Source organism: Phyllobacterium sp. MT110, from assembly GCF_058792715.1.
The window spans coordinates 1-15,376 of record NZ_JBXAFE010000002.1 but is presented as its reverse complement, the minus strand read 5'-3'; the positions used below and the strand labels follow the sequence as shown (position 1 = coordinate 15,376).

The 15,376-nt window shown below is 61.0% G+C and carries 15 protein-coding genes; 4 read left to right on the top strand and 11 right to left on the bottom strand.

Features of this window, described 5'->3' with window-relative positions:
- Positions 1-15: 15 nt before the first annotated feature.
- The 7 genes from AC1Q5O_RS11640 to denD form a co-directional block, all read right to left on the bottom strand.
- Entirely contained in the window at positions 16-1,818 is a 1,803-nt protein-coding gene (locus AC1Q5O_RS11640; RefSeq protein WP_472462041.1) for an IlvD/Edd family dehydratase, read from the bottom strand.
- Positions 1,819-1,850: 32 nt separating this feature from the next.
- Complete coding sequence (locus AC1Q5O_RS11635) at positions 1,851-2,750, bottom strand: carbohydrate ABC transporter permease (RefSeq protein WP_223614102.1); 900 nt, start codon at positions 2,748-2,750, stop codon at positions 1,851-1,853.
- Positions 2,751-2,764: 14 nt separating this feature from the next.
- Positions 2,765-3,691, bottom strand: coding sequence for a carbohydrate ABC transporter permease (locus AC1Q5O_RS11630; protein WP_223614103.1), 927 nt, complete (start codon positions 3,689-3,691; stop codon positions 2,765-2,767).
- Positions 3,692-3,928: 237 nt separating this feature from the next.
- On the bottom strand, positions 3,929-5,242 hold the full coding sequence (locus tag AC1Q5O_RS11625) for an ABC transporter substrate-binding protein (RefSeq protein WP_492563183.1): 1,314 nt from the start codon (positions 5,240-5,242) through the stop codon (positions 3,929-3,931).
- Positions 5,243-5,363: 121 nt separating this feature from the next.
- Positions 5,364-6,428: an ABC transporter ATP-binding protein gene (locus AC1Q5O_RS11620; protein ID WP_492563182.1), complete on the bottom strand. Its 1,065-nt coding sequence runs from the start codon at positions 6,426-6,428 to the stop codon at positions 5,364-5,366.
- 59 nt (positions 6,429-6,487) lie between these two features.
- Entirely contained in the window at positions 6,488-7,264 is a 777-nt protein-coding gene (locus AC1Q5O_RS11615) for an SDR family oxidoreductase (protein ID WP_472462038.1), read from the bottom strand.
- Positions 7,261-8,244, bottom strand: a complete 984-nt coding sequence (gene denD / locus AC1Q5O_RS11610; RefSeq protein WP_492563181.1) for a D-erythronate dehydrogenase — start codon at positions 8,242-8,244, stop codon at positions 7,261-7,263. Before denD ends, AC1Q5O_RS11615 begins: the two co-directional genes overlap by 4 nt.
- 309 nt (positions 8,245-8,553) lie before the next feature.
- Here denD and AC1Q5O_RS11605 point away from each other — a divergent pair, with 309 nt between their 5' ends.
- Positions 8,554-9,579, top strand: coding sequence for a LacI family DNA-binding transcriptional regulator (locus AC1Q5O_RS11605; RefSeq protein ID WP_492563180.1), 1,026 nt, complete (start codon positions 8,554-8,556; stop codon positions 9,577-9,579).
- 30 nt (positions 9,580-9,609) lie between these two features.
- Here the strand turns inward: AC1Q5O_RS11605 and AC1Q5O_RS11600 are convergent, their stop codons facing one another.
- Both AC1Q5O_RS11600 and AC1Q5O_RS11595 read right to left on the bottom strand, forming a co-directional pair.
- The gene (locus tag AC1Q5O_RS11600; RefSeq protein WP_492563179.1) at positions 9,610-10,500 is read right to left on the bottom strand and encodes a DMT family transporter; all 891 of its coding nucleotides are present in this window, start codon (positions 10,498-10,500) and stop codon (positions 9,610-9,612) included.
- Positions 10,501-10,580: 80 nt separating this feature from the next.
- Positions 10,581-11,390, bottom strand: coding sequence for an AraC family ligand binding domain-containing protein (locus AC1Q5O_RS11595; RefSeq protein WP_492563177.1), 810 nt, complete (start codon positions 11,388-11,390; stop codon positions 10,581-10,583).
- Positions 11,391-11,515: 125 nt separating this feature from the next.
- Between AC1Q5O_RS11595 and AC1Q5O_RS11590 the strand changes: the two genes are divergently transcribed.
- Positions 11,516-12,589: an NAD(P)/FAD-dependent oxidoreductase gene (locus AC1Q5O_RS11590; protein WP_492563175.1), complete on the top strand. Its 1,074-nt coding sequence runs from the start codon at positions 11,516-11,518 to the stop codon at positions 12,587-12,589.
- A gap of 57 nt (positions 12,590-12,646) precedes the next feature.
- On the opposite strand, the gene AC1Q5O_RS11585 is transcribed toward AC1Q5O_RS11590, so the two are convergent.
- Positions 12,647-13,045 (bottom strand): GNAT family N-acetyltransferase, encoded by a 399-nt coding sequence (locus AC1Q5O_RS11585; RefSeq protein ID WP_492563172.1) that lies wholly within the window; start codon positions 13,043-13,045, stop codon positions 12,647-12,649.
- Between the two features lie 213 nt (positions 13,046-13,258).
- Here AC1Q5O_RS11585 and AC1Q5O_RS11580 point away from each other — a divergent pair, with 213 nt between their 5' ends.
- A complete protein-coding gene (locus AC1Q5O_RS11580; RefSeq protein ID WP_492563171.1) occupies positions 13,259-13,774 on the top strand; it encodes a DUF992 domain-containing protein in 516 nt (171 codons plus the stop codon).
- Between the two features lie 56 nt (positions 13,775-13,830).
- Here the strand turns inward: AC1Q5O_RS11580 and AC1Q5O_RS11575 are convergent, their stop codons facing one another.
- Positions 13,831-14,268 (bottom strand): DoxX family protein, encoded by a 438-nt coding sequence (locus AC1Q5O_RS11575; protein ID WP_492563170.1) that lies wholly within the window; start codon positions 14,266-14,268, stop codon positions 13,831-13,833.
- A 259-nt stretch (positions 14,269-14,527) separates the two neighbouring features.
- Here AC1Q5O_RS11575 and AC1Q5O_RS11570 point away from each other — a divergent pair, with 259 nt between their 5' ends.
- Positions 14,528-15,292 carry a DeoR/GlpR family DNA-binding transcription regulator gene (locus AC1Q5O_RS11570; RefSeq protein ID WP_223614114.1) on the top strand — a complete coding sequence of 255 codons (765 nt, stop codon included), beginning with the start codon at positions 14,528-14,530 and terminating at the stop codon, positions 15,290-15,292.
- Positions 15,293-15,376: the final 84 nt, after the last annotated feature.

The window sequence follows — 15,376 nt, the reverse complement described above, 5'->3', positions numbered from 1 at the left end:
CCCGAACGGTTGGCCTCAGTGGTTGTCGCGCGGCAATCCCTTGGTCTGGGCAATGCGCTGGAAATCGACCGCCGGTTTCAGGACCATGCCCTGCGCCAGCTGATCGACCATGCCGCGCTGGATTTCCTGCCATGGCGTCTGGCTGGCCGGATATTTGTAGCCGCCCGCCGCCAAAAGGTCGTCCCGTCGTTTTTGCAGTTCCTCCTCATCGATGAGGATGTTGGCGGTGCCTTTGCGCAGGTCGATGCGCAGGTGGTCGCCGGAGCGCACCAGTGCCAGGCCGCCATTGACCGCCGCCTCGGGCGAAGCATTGAGGATGGACGGCGAACCGGACGTGCCGGACTGGCGGCCGTCGCCAAGGCATGGCAGCGCATGGATGCCTTTCTTCAAGAGATAGCCCGGAGGCTGCATGTTGACGACTTCGGCCGCGCCGGGATAGCCGATGGGGCCGGTGCCGCGCATGATCAGGATGCTGTTCTCGTCAAGGCCGAGTTTCGGATCGTCGATCCGCGCATGGTAATCTTCCGGGCCCTCGAACACTTCCGCGATGCCTTCGAACGCTTCTGGATCGTCCGGATCGGAAAGATAGCGCTCGCGGAATTCGTCGGAAATCACGCTGGTTTTCATGATGGCGCTGTCGAAGAGATTGCCCTTGAGATTGATGAATCCGGCCTTCTTCTTCAGCGGTGTCTCATAGGGACGAATGACGTCGGTGTTGAGATTTTCCACGCCCTCGCAATTGGTGCCGATGCTCTTGCCGTTGACCGTAAGCGCTGATGGATGCGGCAGCCGCTTCGCCTTGAGCAGTTCCGCCACGACGGCAGGCACGCCGCCTGCGCGGTGGTAATCCTCGCCTAGATATTCCCCTGCAGGCTGCAGGTTGACCAGCAGCGGCACGTCATGACCGATGGTCTGCCAGTCATCATTGTCGAGCGCGATATCGAGATGGCGGGCAATCGCGTTCAGATGGATGGGCGCATTGGTCGAACCGCCGATGGCCGAGTTGATGACGATCGCATTCTCGAAGGCTTCGCGCGTCATGATATCGGAAGGCTTCAGGTCTTCGCGCACCATGTCGACAATGCGCTTGCCGGTATCATAGGCGATCTGGCCGCGTTCACGGTACGGTGCCGGGATGGCAGCGCCGCCGGGCAGTTCCATGCCGAGTGCTTCGGCCAGCGAATTCATCGTGGTCGCAGTGCCCATGGTGTTGCAATAGCCGACGGACGGTGCCGACGACGCCACGATATCCATGAACTCGTCGTAGTTGATTTCGCCTGAAGTCAGCTTTTCGCGCGATTTCCAGACGATTGTGCCGGAGCCGGTGCGCTCGCCGCGGTGCCAGCCGTTGAGCATGGGCCCGACGGAGAGGGCGATGGCGGGAATGTTCACAGTGGCGGCGCCCATCAGCATGGCCGGTGTGGTCTTGTCGCAGCCGATGGTCAGCACGACGCCGTCGAGCGGATAACCGAACAGAACCTCAACCAGACCGAGATAGGCAAGGTTGCGGTCGAGCGCTGCGCCCGGACGTTTGCCGGTTTCCTGAATGGGATGAACCGGAAACTCGAAAGGGATACCGCCCGCCGCGATGATGCCGTCGCGCACCCGCTTGGCTAATTCGATGTGATGGCGGTTGCAGGGTGAAAGGTCCGAGCCGGTCTGGGCGATGCCGATGATCGGCTTGCCGGACTGCAATTCCGCCCGCGTCAGGCCGTAGTTGAGATAGCGCTCGAGATAGAGCGCCGTCATCCCCGGGTTGTCAGGATTGTCGAACCATTCCTGCGAGCGAAGCTTTTTCGGGGTTTTGTTGGTGGTCATGAAAGCAACTCCTGGATGGGGGCACGCCCCAATTACTCTTTGACCGCGCCGGTCATCGAGGACACGTAATAATCGACAAAGAATGAGTAGAGGATGACGACGGGCAGCGAGCCAAACAGCGCCCCTGCCATCAGCGAACCCCACTCGAAAACATCCCCTCGCACCAGCTCCGTCAGGACACCGACCGGGACAGTCTTGTTCTCCGAGGATTGGATAAAGGTCAGCGCATAGATGAACTCATTCCACGACAAAGTGAAGGCGAAAATGCCGGCAGAGATCAGTCCTGGCACCGCCAGCGGCAATATGACCCTGACGAGGATTTGCCAGCGCGATGCGCCGTCGACGAGGGCACTTTCTTCCAGCTCGAACGGGATCGAACGGAAGTAGCCCATGAGCAGCCAGGTGCAGAACGGAATGAGGAAAGTGGGGTAGGTGAAGATCAGCGCCAGCTTGCTGTCATAGATGCCGAACTTGAAGACGATCACCGCCAGCGGAATGAACAGGATGGAAGGCGGCACGAGGTAGGCAAGGAAGATCAGGAGTCCGACGGAACGCGAGCCCTTGAAACGGATGCGCTCGATGGCATAGGCGGCAAAGACCGAGGCTGCAAGCGACAGCACGGTCGCGCAGACCGAGACGACGAGCGTGTTCCACAGCCAGCCGGGATAGGAGGTCTCGAACAGGAGATATTTGATATGGTCGAGTGTCGGCCCGACCACCCAGAACGGGCTGTAATTGTTGTAGTCCGTCAACTGCGAGTTGGGTTTCACCGCCGTGATTGCCATCCAGTAGAACGGGAACAGCAGGACGATGATGAAAACGGCCAGCGGCAGATAGAGCACGACGATGCGCCGCGGCAGCCGGTTGAGATAGCTCATGCCCTGCGCGTCGTCGGTGAGTGGCGCCGTGGCGGTCTGTTCGGAAATGCTCATGGTCGTTCTCCCCCTTAATCCTGTCCGCCCTGCTGCCATTTCCGGCGCTGCAGGCCGAAGAATGAGAACAGGATCGAGGCAAGCAGGAACGGGATCATGGCGACGGCAATCGCCGCGCCTTCGCCGAGCTGCCCGCCGGGGATGCCCCGCTGGAATGAAAGCGTGGCCATGAGGTGGGTGGCATTGACCGGCCCGCCCTTGGTCAGCACGTAGATCAGCTGGAAATCGGTGAAGGTGAAGAGCACCGAGAAGGTCATGACCACGGCGATGATGGGGGTGAGCATGGGCAGGGTGATGAAGCGGAAGCGCTGCCAGCCGGTTGCGCCGTCGAGCGATGCCGCCTCATGCAGCGATTGCGGAATGGTCTGCAGGCCCGCGAGCAGCGAAATGGCAACGAAGGGAATGCCGCGCCAGACATTGGCGGCGATGACCGATGCCCGCGCATTGTTGGGGTCACCGAGGAAGTTGATGGGCGTATCGATCAGGCCGAGCTTGATCAGCGACCAGGAAATGATCGAGAACTGCGCATCGTAAATCCACCAGAAAGCCAGCGCCGACAGCACCGTCGGGACAACCCAGGGCAACAGGATGATGGCGCGGAAGAATGACTTGAACGGCAGGTTTTCATTGAGGATCAGCGCCAGCCACAGCCCGAGCGCGAACTTCAGCACCGATGCGATAAAGGTATAGAGAACCGTATTGTAGACCGTCATCCAGAACACGGAATCGTTGGCAAGCGCTATGTAATTGTCGAGACCGATGAACACCCCATCCCGGCCGATCTTGGCATCGGTGAAGCCAAGCCAGACACCAAGGCCGAGCGGATAGGTCAGGAAGCACAGCAGGAACACCGCCGCCGGCAACAGAAACATGAAACCCAGGAATGTATTGTTCCGGGTCAGCGCGCCGAGGGCTGAAGGTGGCTTTGTTGTTGCTGTCATAAGGAATACCCCCCTCTGGGCTGCCGCCCATCTCCCCCACAAGGGGGGAGATCAGCCTTCACTGCTGTTTCAATCAGCTCTGAGCCACTGCGGGGTAAGCAAAAGTGCAGATGCCGATGTGATCTCCCCCCTTGTGGGGGAGATGTCCGGCAGGACAGAGGGGGGTGAAGAACATCACTCCCTTCACAGCATCCTGTATTCACGCTCTTTGTCATCCTGCCGGTCTCCACCCCTTGGCTAGACGTTGTAGTAACGGTTGGCGCGTTTTTCCGCCTGGGCGATGGCGTCTTCCGGCGTCATCTGTCCCGTCACGGCGGTGGCATACATGTCGACCAGCACATAGTCGGCCATCACGCCGGCCGATGCCGTTCCGAGCGGTCCGGCATAGCCGTTCGGCCGCAGGCTGCCCGATGCCTTGGCATAGGCCGCATGGATGGGGTTGGATGTCCACACGGGATTGGCGGCATATTCCTTCAGCGGCTGGCAGCAATAGGCACTGGCGCCTTCGATCCACGCATTCATGTTGTCGGCCTGATACATGAACTGCAGATAGGCCTTGGCGGCTTCCGGATATTTCGTGTGCTTGAAGATGGAGACGGTGGACGCCTGGTGCAGCTCGACCGACTGGCCGACCGGGCCGATGGGCAGATTGACCGAACGCATGTCGTCGGCAATGGCTGCCATCGCCGGGTCCTTCTTAGCCGCATAATAGACGGACACGCCATTGGCGGTCAGCGATATCTGCCCGGCCAGAAAGGCGCGGTTGTTGTTGACATCCTGCCAGCTTTCCGTGCCGGGAATGAAGGTCTTGTAGAGTTCCTGCGCATATTTCACCGAGGCCAGTGTTTCCGGGCTGTTGATGACAACCTTGCCGCTTTCGTTGACCATCTTGCCGCCATGGCTCCACAGCAGCCAGTGCGCATAATTGTTGCCGTCGCCCACGGCCTTGCCGTGCGGGAAGCCCGCGGGCGTGCCCTTGGCGTGCATGGCCTTGCAGAGCTCGAGAAAGCCTGCCGTGTCCTTGGGGAATTCGCTGAAGCCGGCGGCCTTCATGTGGCTGTCGCGGTAGACGATGGCGTTGCCGATGGCGCAGAGCGGCAGGGCGATGAACTTGCCGTCCCGTTTGGCATAGCCTTCGAGACCCGGATACCAGCCGCCATGGGCGCCGCCGAGATAGGTGCCAAGCTCGCTGACATCGACCAGCTTGTCGGGATATTGATGCGGGTCGTCGAACCAGCTCATCACCATGTCCGGGCCCGAGCCGACATTGGCGGCGACGGCGGCCTTCGGGCGCACGTCTTCCCAGCTTTCCTTGTCGATACGCACTTCAACGCCGGTGGCGTCGCTGAACTTCTTGGTATTGGCAAGCCATGCGGCTTCTTCTGCCGGCACGAACGGCACCCAGCGCAGCAGGCGCAGTTTTGCGCCCGCTTCCGGCTTGTAGGCGGGGGCGGCCTGGGCAAAGGCCGGGGTGAGGCCCAGCCGGTTCAACCCGGCAGCGGCCACAAGTCCGGCAGAAGCGCCGAGAAGATGTCGTCTGTTGATGGTCATGGATGCTCCTCCTTGGGGTTTCACAAGCATGTCCGGAACGTCTCCCGCTTCCGCCCATGCTTTCCGGGGGCTTATATGACCGGCACACGCTCCCCGACTGGCGGGTGCCGCTTGGTGGTTTTCAGACGAGGCGCTTGCCGCTCTCCGCGTCGAAGAGATACGTCGCCTCGGCGTGGATCGACAGGCCGACCGTCTCGCCCGGACGGGCATTGATGCGCTGGTGGAACACGCCGGTAATGTCGTCGCCGCCGATGCGCATGATCATCTGGGTTTCCGATCCGGTGGGCTCGATCACCACGACGTTTGCCGGAATGCCGCCCTCGGCAATCGTCATGTGCTCGGGCCGCAGTCCGTAGATCAGGGCGCGGCCCCTGGCGCTTTCGGGTGCCTTGGCCACCGGCAGGACAACACCCTTCTCCGTCACGAATTTCAGCGCATCATGCGGGTCCAGCCTGCCCTTGATCATGTTCATGGCGGGCGAGCCGATGAAGCTGGCGACGAACAGATTGGCCGGCTGGTCATAGAGTTCGAGCGGCGCCCCGATCTGTTCGACGATGCCGTCATGCATGACGACGATCTTGTCGGCCATGGTCATGGCCTCGATCTGGTCGTGCGTCACATAGACCGTGGTTGTCTTCAGGCGCTGGTGCAGTTCCTTGATCTCCGCACGCATGGCGACGCGCAGCTTCGCATCGAGATTGGAGAGCGGCTCATCGAACAGGAACACTTGCGGATCGCGGACAATGGCGCGGCCCATGGCCACGCGCTGGCGCTGGCCGCCGGACAATTGCCGGGGAAACCGGTCGAGCAGGTGGGTGAGGCCCAGAATTTCCGCTGCCGGTTTGACGCGCTTGTCGATCTCGGCCTTGGCGGCACCTTTCAGCGTCAGCGAAAAGGCCATGTTATCGGCAACGGTCATGTGCGGATAGAGCGCATAGTTCTGGAACACCATGGCGATGTCGCGCTCCTTCGGCGCGAGACCATTGACCACCTGTCCGCCGATGCGGATCTCGCCGGCGGAAATATTCTCCAGCCCCGCCAGCATGCGCAGCAGCGTTGACTTGCCGCAGCCGGACGGTCCGACCAGAATGACGAACTCGCCATCGGCGATCTCGATATCAACCCCCTTGATAACCGGATGCGTCCCGAATGATTTTCTGACATTGGCGAATTCGACTGATGCCATGCCTGTTCCTCCCTGAAATGTGCCTAACGGTGCTTCTCCCAAAACACCGCGCGAAAATACTATCCCCGGCCGACCAGCGGCATTTTCGTCGCCATGACAGTCAGCGACAGCACATTGGCTTCCAGCGGCAAGCCGGCCATGTAGACAACGGCATCGCCGATATAGTGCGCCGGTATGGTTGGCTCGCTTGCCGTCTCGCCATTGGCCTGCAGCACGCCGCCCGCCATCTTCGACGTCATTTCGGTGGTGGCATTGCCGATATCGATCTGGCCGCAGGCAATGTCGAAGGGCCGCCCATCCAGCGCGGTCGACTTGGTCAGGCCCGTGATGGCGTGTTTCGTTGCTGTATAGGGCGCCGAATTCGGCCGCGGCGTCGTTGCGGAAATCGAGCCATTGTTGATGATGCGCCCGCCGCGCGGCGTCTGTGCCTTCATCAGTTTCAGCGCCTGCTGCGTGCACAGGAATGCGCCGGTCAGATTGGCGCCGACAATGGCATTCCACTGCTCGAACGTCACCTCTTCCATGGCGACATTCGGCACATTGATCCCGGCATTGTTGATCAGCAGGTCCAGCCGTCCATAGGCCGCCTTGACGGCTTCGAACAGTGCGGCGACGGATTTGGGATCGCTGACATCGGAGACAATGGGATTGACCGTTCCCTTGGTCTCGGCGGCCAGTGTCCTTGCTGCTTCATCGAGCACATCCTTGCGCCGCCCGGTGATGACGACGGTCCAGCCGACACCGAGCAGTGCCACAGAAATCGCCTTGCCGACGCCCGTGCCGCCGCCGGTCACCAGTGCGATCTTGCCTCTGCCTGAATCCTGATAGTTGGTCATAGTGTTCCGCCCAGTTCGTCTTCGATATGCGCCTTGATGATGTCGTCAAAGACGGTCTCCGCCTTGAACCCGAGTGCGGCCGCGCGCCGCGTGTCGAAATCCGTCGCCCAGCCTGCCACGATTTTCTGGATGGTCGCGTCCGGTTCGCGCCGGATCAGCTTGACCGCCTTTTCACCCGCCACGCGTTTCAGGGCTGCAATCTCTTCGCCGACGAGGGCGGAAAGGCCGGGCATGGAGAGGTTGCGGCGCGGCCCGACTTTTTCGAGGTCCAGCGTTGCCGCATGCACGAAAAAGCCGACCGCGGAGCGCGGGCTGGCGAACCAGTGCCGGACATTCTCGTCCACCGGCAGAATGGTTTCCTGCCCCGCCAGGGGCTCGCGCAGGATGTTGGAGAAGAACCCCGAAGCCGCCTTGTTCGGCTTGCCGGGACGAATACAGATGGTCGGCAGGCGAATGCCGATGCCGTCGAAAAAGCCGCGGCGGCTGTAGTCGGACAAAAGCAACTCGGAGATGGCCTTCTGCGTGCCATAGCTGGTGAGCGGCGTGGTGAAGAATTCGTCGCCGATCTTGTCGGGAAAGGGCGTGCCGAACACGGCGATGGAGGAGGCGAAGACCACACGTGGACGATAAGGTGCCTTGGCGCTTTCCAGCCGGATAGCTTCAAACAGGAAACGCGTACCGTCGAGATTGACCTTGTAGCCCTTTTCGAAGTCTGCTTCGGCTTCACCGGAAACAATAGCCGCAAGATGAAAGATCAGATCGGGGCGGCTGGCGATCAGTCCTTCAGCAACACCGGCATCGGAAAGGTCGGCCGCTTTTGTCGTGGAAATACCGGCGAGGGCGCGCGGAGCCACCGGCTCGATCACATCGACCAGCGTCAGCGTGTCGATGCCGCCGCCGAGGATACCCTCTTCAGCCGCGATCCTGTCCAGCAATTTGCGGCCCACCATCCCGGCGGCGCCAATGACCAGTACGTGCATATGCAATCAACCTCTTTGTCGTGCGGGCGGGTCGCCCGTTTTGTTCAAACGCTATGCGCGAGGGGAAAGATGCGAGGTTCGCAGTGACACAGTGGCGCAAAGGCCATGCCAGGCCCCATTGGGCCACGGCCAATCCCTGCAATACCTGCCGCTGAACTCAAGAACCGATCCTCCCAGAACGTCTCATTCTGCCAACCCCGGCGGGTCTTATGACAGCGCTAACACAAAGTTATGCACACTCACTAGCATTCATCAAGCGATTTATGGTAGCGCTATCATTATTCTGCTCAATCCCACCGGGATCATGCCATGCCACGCAAACGCAACGCGCACCGGAATGCCGACACGCCGACTTTGGCTGACGTGGCGCGGCTTGCCGGTGTGAGCGATATCACCGCCTCTCGCGTGGTTCGCAACAAGGGGCCGATCGCCGATGCGACACGGGCGAAGGTCCTCGCCGCCATCGCCGAACTTGGCTATATTCCCAACCGGGCGGCAGGCAGTCTTGCTTCCTCGGGCTCGACGCTGATGAGCGTGCTGTTGCCCTCGCTGTCGAATATCGTGTTTCCGGATGTGCTGCGCGGCATCCATACGGCTTTGACGGAAACAGCGTTTCAGCCGGTCATCGGCGTCACCGACTACAATCCGGTGATCGAAGAACGCATTCTTCTGTCTTTTCTCGCATGGCAGCCTGCAGCGGTGATTCTGGCCGGGTTGCATCATACGGCCACCGCACGGCGGCATCTGGAGCATGGGCGTTTTCGCGTCGCCGAACTCATGGACATCGATGGCGATCCGGTTGATATCGCCGTGGGCATGTCGCATTGGCAAGCCGGCTATGACACCGGCAAACATCTGGTGCAGCGTGGCTATCGCCGTTTCGGTTATGCCGGTCACAGCATCGCCAGCGATGATCGCGCCCGCGCCCGCTATGATGGCCTGCGGGCCGCCTTGAAGGACGCCGGTCTGCTGCTGGTTGCCGAAGAGCGTGTGCAGGGGGGCAGCTCCACCATGGCTGGCCGCCATCTGCTTGAGGCGATCCTCCGGAAAGCGCCGGGGCTTGATGTGGTCGTCTTCCCCAATGACGACATGGCCATGGGCGGCATCTTCCATTGCATGCATGCGGGGATAACGCCGAAGGAACAGTTGGGCATTTTCGGCTTCAACGGTCTCGATATCGGGCAGGCCTTGCCGTTGCCGCTGTCGACGATCCTTTCCAAGCGATTCCTGATCGGCAAGACCGCCGCCGAAAAACTCCTGGAAAGCCGCGAACGCCCGGCTGAAAAGACCATCATCAACACCGGCTACGACATCATAGAAGGAGCAACCGCATGACGGCGGTCCTGTCCGGACAGGCGGCCGCGCTCAGGCGGATTTGACCGGCTTCAGGGATTGCAGCCCGAGGCCGCCAACAGCCAGAAGCACGCAGGCTATGCCGATGATCTGGTTCCGGTTGACGGTTTCCCCGAGGAAGATGACGGCGAATATCACCGCCGAGACCGGTGCCACGGCGGTAAAGAGCGACGCTTCGGCGCCGCTGACCCGGGCGGCACCGGCATACCACAGCAGGAAGCCGCCAACCGTCGGAACAATGGCGTAGTAGATGACAGCCCAGAACGATCCAATGCTCATGCCGCCCGTCCATGGCATTTCGAACAGCGCGGGTACGACGGCCACCGCCAGTCCAAGGCCTGTCATCAATGTTGAAAGGGCAAGCGGCGGAATGGGCGTCCTCAGGCGCTTGTTGATCAGGATGAACAGGCCTTCGCAGATGACAGCCGCAAAGATCAGGGCATTGCCCGGCAGGGAGTGTGCGCCGCTTTCGCCGGGGCGGAAGGCGATGCTGACAACGCCTGCTGTCGCCAGCAGAATGGCGACGAGGGTAAAGCGGTGCGGCCGTTCGCCGAGGACGAGAATGGCGATGACTGCGGCAACCACCGGCAGCGTCCCGATGATGACGCCGGCATCCGTTGCCGAGGCCAGTTTGAGGCCGGATATCAGCAGCGTCGTGTAACCGACGCTGCCGGCGCCCGCCTGCAGGATGAGAAGGATCCAGGCAGAGCGGTCAAGCCGCGGCCACTTGGTTCGCGTCAGTCGCATCAGCAACAGGAATATCGGGAAGGCGACGGCAAAGCGCAGGGCTGTTGCCGTGAAGGGCGGCAAGCCCGCTGCAATCACCTTGCTGGCAATGATGGTGCTGCCGACGAGTACCATGGCGAGCGCGAGAAAAACATAACCTTGAACCTGCTTGGACATGCGCAATCCTCTTCATCTCGGGAAGGCGCACAACAGCGGATCGGGCAGGGTTCGTCTTGAACGAAATTGCAGGAAAGGCTTCAGTTCATGGCGTCGGCATAGGCGCCGGGCGACAGGCCGTATTTGCGGATGAAGGTGCGCGTCATGTGGCTCTGGTCGGCAAAGCCGCTGGCAATGGCAGCTTCCGCCAGAGCTGATCCCCCGGCGATCATCCGGCGGGCGAGGTCGATGCGCCGCTGCACCAGATAGGCATGCGGTGTCATGCCGGTGGCGCGGGCGAAGGCACGGACCACCTGAAAGCGGCTCAAACCGCTTTCCCGTGAAAGGTCCTCCAATGTCACCGCGTGTGCCGGCTGATCATCGATCAGGTCGCGGGCACGGCGAATGGCTCGGGGTATTGCCGGAAGCCGCTGCGGATCGCCCGGCTCGTCAAACACGCCGGCAAGCAGCATCAGTAGCGATTCTTCCTGCCGGATGGCCGAGGGAATGCCGGTGGTCGTCATGGCCGTGAAGAGGCGCTCGAACTGGTGCGCCAGCCGTATGTCCTGGATGACGGGCCGGGGAAATTCGCCGCGTCTTTCGCCGTGCTCCTGAATATCTGCGGTCATCGCGTCAATGAGGGACGGATCGAAATAGAGCATTTTCCAAGAGCGGCCTGCATCACCGATGGGCGCGCCGTCATGCACTTCGCCGGGATTGACGGTGATCATGTCGCCGGGGCCGGCCTCCACCATTCCCCGTCCGCTCAGGGATTTTTGCGCGCCCTGGTGAATGACGCCTATGCCGTACTGTTCGTGCGTGTGCCGGGAAAAGCTGTGCCGCGTTGCCGCCGCGACGGCATCCACCCCCGCGGTTGTACAGCGCATTATCCTGAACTGGCCCTTCATCATGCCAGCCTTTCTATCACCGGATGTGCGCCATCACAAATTCGCAGCCTTTGCGGTGGCATTCGCCCGGAAATGATGCTGTCATTCCCCTGCGCAGAGAGTCCCGGCCTTTCCAAGAGGAATGAATCATGGCGAAACAGAAACATGTAATCGTGGTCGGTGCTGGAATTATCGGGGCGTCGATTGCCTGGCATCTGGCGCGGCAGGGGGCGGCTGTCACGGTGGTTGCCGAACAAAGCGGCGGGGTCGCCACGCCTGCATCCTTTGCATGGATCAATGCCAGCTGGGGCAATCCCGAATTCTATTTCCGCTTCCGCCGCTATGCCATGGAAGGCTGGCAGCGCCTGCACGATGAGCTGCCCGGCATCGGAGTGAACTGGTGCGGCGGCATCAGCTGGGATTTATCGCCGGATGAACTTGCGGCCTACGTCACGCAGCATGGGCACTGGGGCTATGGAGTAAGGCGCATCGACCGGCAAGCCGTGGCCGCGCGCGAGCCTTATCTGGCGCGACTGCCGGATGCGGCCGTGCATATTGCTGAAGAGGGCGCCGTTGAGCCCGTTGCCGCGGCGCAGCGCATGCTGGCCGGGGCGCAGGCGCGCGGCGCGCGGCTGCTGGTTGGTGCAAACGTTACACGGCTCGTCCAGGAGGGCGGGCGCATTGCCGGCGTCGTTACGTCGTTCGGCGAGGTGAAGGCCGACCATGTGGTGCTCGCGGCGGGCGCGGGGGCCGCTGCCCTGGCGCAGACTGCGGGGGTGACCCTGCCCATGGAGACGCCGCCGGGTCTGATCGTTCATTCAAAGCCAATGGAGAAACGGCTCAACGGTATCGTGATCACCCCTGATCTGCACATGCGCCAGACGGCAGAAGGGCGGATCATTGCGGGCGCGGATTTTGGCGGCAGCGATCCCGGTGAGGATCAGCAGGCAACCGCGGATGCGCTGTTCTCGCGCCTGAAAGCAAACCTCGACGATGTGGATGCTCTGGCACTGGATTTTTTCACCATCGGCTACCGGCCGACCCCCGCCGACGGGTTCCCGATTGTCGGGCCGGCCGGACATCTCGATGGCCTTTCCATCGCCGTCATGCATTCCGGCGTGACGCTTGCGCCTGCCGTCGGCCTGCTGCTGAGCCGGGAAATTTTATCGGACAGGCCGGAGGAACGATTGTCGCCGTTCCGGCTTTCGCGGTTTGACGAGTGAGCGCACGCAGCTCCAGGGCATCGACCCTCCTGTGCGGGAAAACACCGATGCGCCGGATCAAGGTTGCAGCTTGATCAGTCCGGCTCCCGTCATCCTGAATCCGCAGCCCCGGTAAAATCCGGTCAGCCGGGCTTCAAAATCCACGTGTAGCCAGAAAGCTCCGCGAGCGCGTGCCAGGTTTTCAGCCTCCCTGACCAGCCGTGTGGCAATGCCCTGCCGCCGGAATTTGGGATGCACGCAGGTATCCAGAAGAAAGGCGTGAATACCGCCATCCCATGCCACGTTGACGAACCCGATCAGCCGCTGCCCGTCATAGGCCCCCACATGGGCAAGGCTGCGAGCCAGAATGACGGAGAAATCCTTCCAGACGAAGTCATCCCAGGCCCATTCCCAAAGCGCGTTCATCTCGTCATTGGACGGGAAAGGATCAATACGGAACGTGATAGCCAAATCCATGTCCTCCCCGGGCATTTCCGTTGCGCAAACCTTGCAGATTGCACGGAAATTTCAATGCCGGTTTTCGCGCCTCATGCCGCCGTGCCGGTTGCGCCAATGCCGGTTGCAGGCGGCAATAGCCGGTTTCCGGAACCAAACCGGCCCGCACACGTTTGTTTTCAGGTTTCGACGGCGCATTCAAACCGCCGGGCCGCAACGGAATAAGGATAGATGATGAAAACAATGATCGTAATGGCTGCCGCTGTTTCCATGGCTCTGGCTTCGGGCGCAGGTGCCGCTCCCCTTCATCAGAAGACCAAGCACCAGACCCATGCGGCGAATGGCCCCAAGACCCGTCTCGGCACGCTGTCCTGCGCCGTCGATGGCGGCGTTGGCATGCTGATCGGGTCGAGCAAGGCTGTTCAATGCAGGTTCATGCGGACCAATGGTTCCGTTGAACGATATGCCGGACGCATCGGCAAACTTGGCGTCGATATCGGGGTGACCAGGAAATCCTATCTGCAGTGGGTTGTTTATACCGCCGCCGGAAACCGGGCGGGCGATGGCGCCCTTGCCGGCAATTATGTCGGCGTGACGGCGGGTGCCTCGGTTGGCCTCGGTCTCGGTGCGAATGCGCTGGTCGGCGGCACATCGAAGAATTTCGGCCTGCAGCCATTCAGCGCGGAAGCCACCCAGGGACTGAATGTCGCTGCAGGCGCAACGCAGCTGACGCTGCGCGCAACACGATAGAACAGGGGCAAAATCCGGCCGCGGTTCGTCGGCGGCCGGATGCCGGCATTGCGGCGCTATCGCACAGTTGACCCGTCCGCCGGGCGGAGCGCAATGCAAGCGCGCAGGCGCGGATCGCGCAGATAAAGTCCGCCCCAGACCATAAGCCCGAGATAGACGCCGAACAGCAAATGGCTGAAGAGGGGATTGCCGACCCTGAGCTGGGTCGCTATGGCACCGCCGAGATAGCCGGTCAGCAAGATGGCGCCGAGCAGCGACGTTTGCGGGACGGCGTAAAGCACCGTGCAGATGAGAAGCAGAACGCCCAGTCCACGCGCCATGGTCACACTCTCCGGATACCCCAGCTCGGCCATTGACTTGAGCACGATATCGAGCGGCACCAGTTTGATGCTGAAGTCAAACACCAGAAACAGGATGACGAGGCCGCTGAGAATCCATCCTGCCCAGCGCGCCTTGGCTGAAATTGTTGTCGGTCCGGTTCTTTCCATAATCATGTCCTCCTATGATTTGGCACGGCGTGCCAAAGATTATCGCAAGGACGAACGCAAAAAGACATTTCCGACACCGTGGCCGGAATATTTTCGGGAGGATTGACGCCAGCTCCGGACATCTTCAAACCGCGACGATGGCCGCCATATGATTTGGCCCGTTGGAAATCACAGTCGCCTGCCAACTTCGCTTTATTGCTAATTGACATGCGCTCATTTTCATTTTCGTATAGTATTCAGAAAAACGAAACCGAAAGTATACCTCATGTTCCTGCCGCCCCGGCACGCTGAAATTCTCGAAATGGCCAAACTCCATGGCCGGGTGCTTGTGGATGATCTCGCTGCGCATTTCAGCGTGACGCCACAGACCATCCGCAAGGATTTGAACGATCTGTGCGATCAGCGGCTGCTGAACCGGATCCATGGCGGAGCGCTGTTCCCGTCGGGTATCCAGAACCTGGAATATGAAGCACGGCGTTTGATCGCTGCAACCGAAAAGGAGGCGATCGGTCAGGCCGCCGCCGCGCTCATTCCCGACAATGCCTCGCTCTTCGTCAATATCGGCACGACCACGGAAGCGGTCGGTCAGGCATTGCTGGGCCGGAAAGGCCTGATGGTGATCACAAATAATATCAATGTCGCCAACAATTTGCGGGTTTACCCCGACATTGAGGTGGTCATTGCCGGCGGGGTGGTACGCGGTTCCGATGGCGGTATTGTCGGCGAGGCCGCCGTGGACTTCATCCGTCAGTTCAAGGTGGATTTCGCCGTCATCGGCACGTCGGCAATCGACCATGACGGTGCGTTGCTCGACTTCGATTTCCGCGAGGTCAAGGTGGCGCAGGCCATCATGGCCAATGCCCGGCACGTGATCCTGGTGTCCGATTCCACCAAGTTCGAGCGGACGGCCCCGGTGCGCATCGGCCATCTGTCACAGGTCAATACATTCATCACCGACCGCTGCGACAGCGAGATCATCCGCACGATTTGTGCGGACGCGGATGTGCGGCTGGTCGAAACATCCCGTTGAATCCCGGCTTGCCGGGTGAGTTGATGCGCGTTATATTTTCTTTTGGTTTCGTATTTGTTTCGCAGTGGTGCTATATTGGCTGGC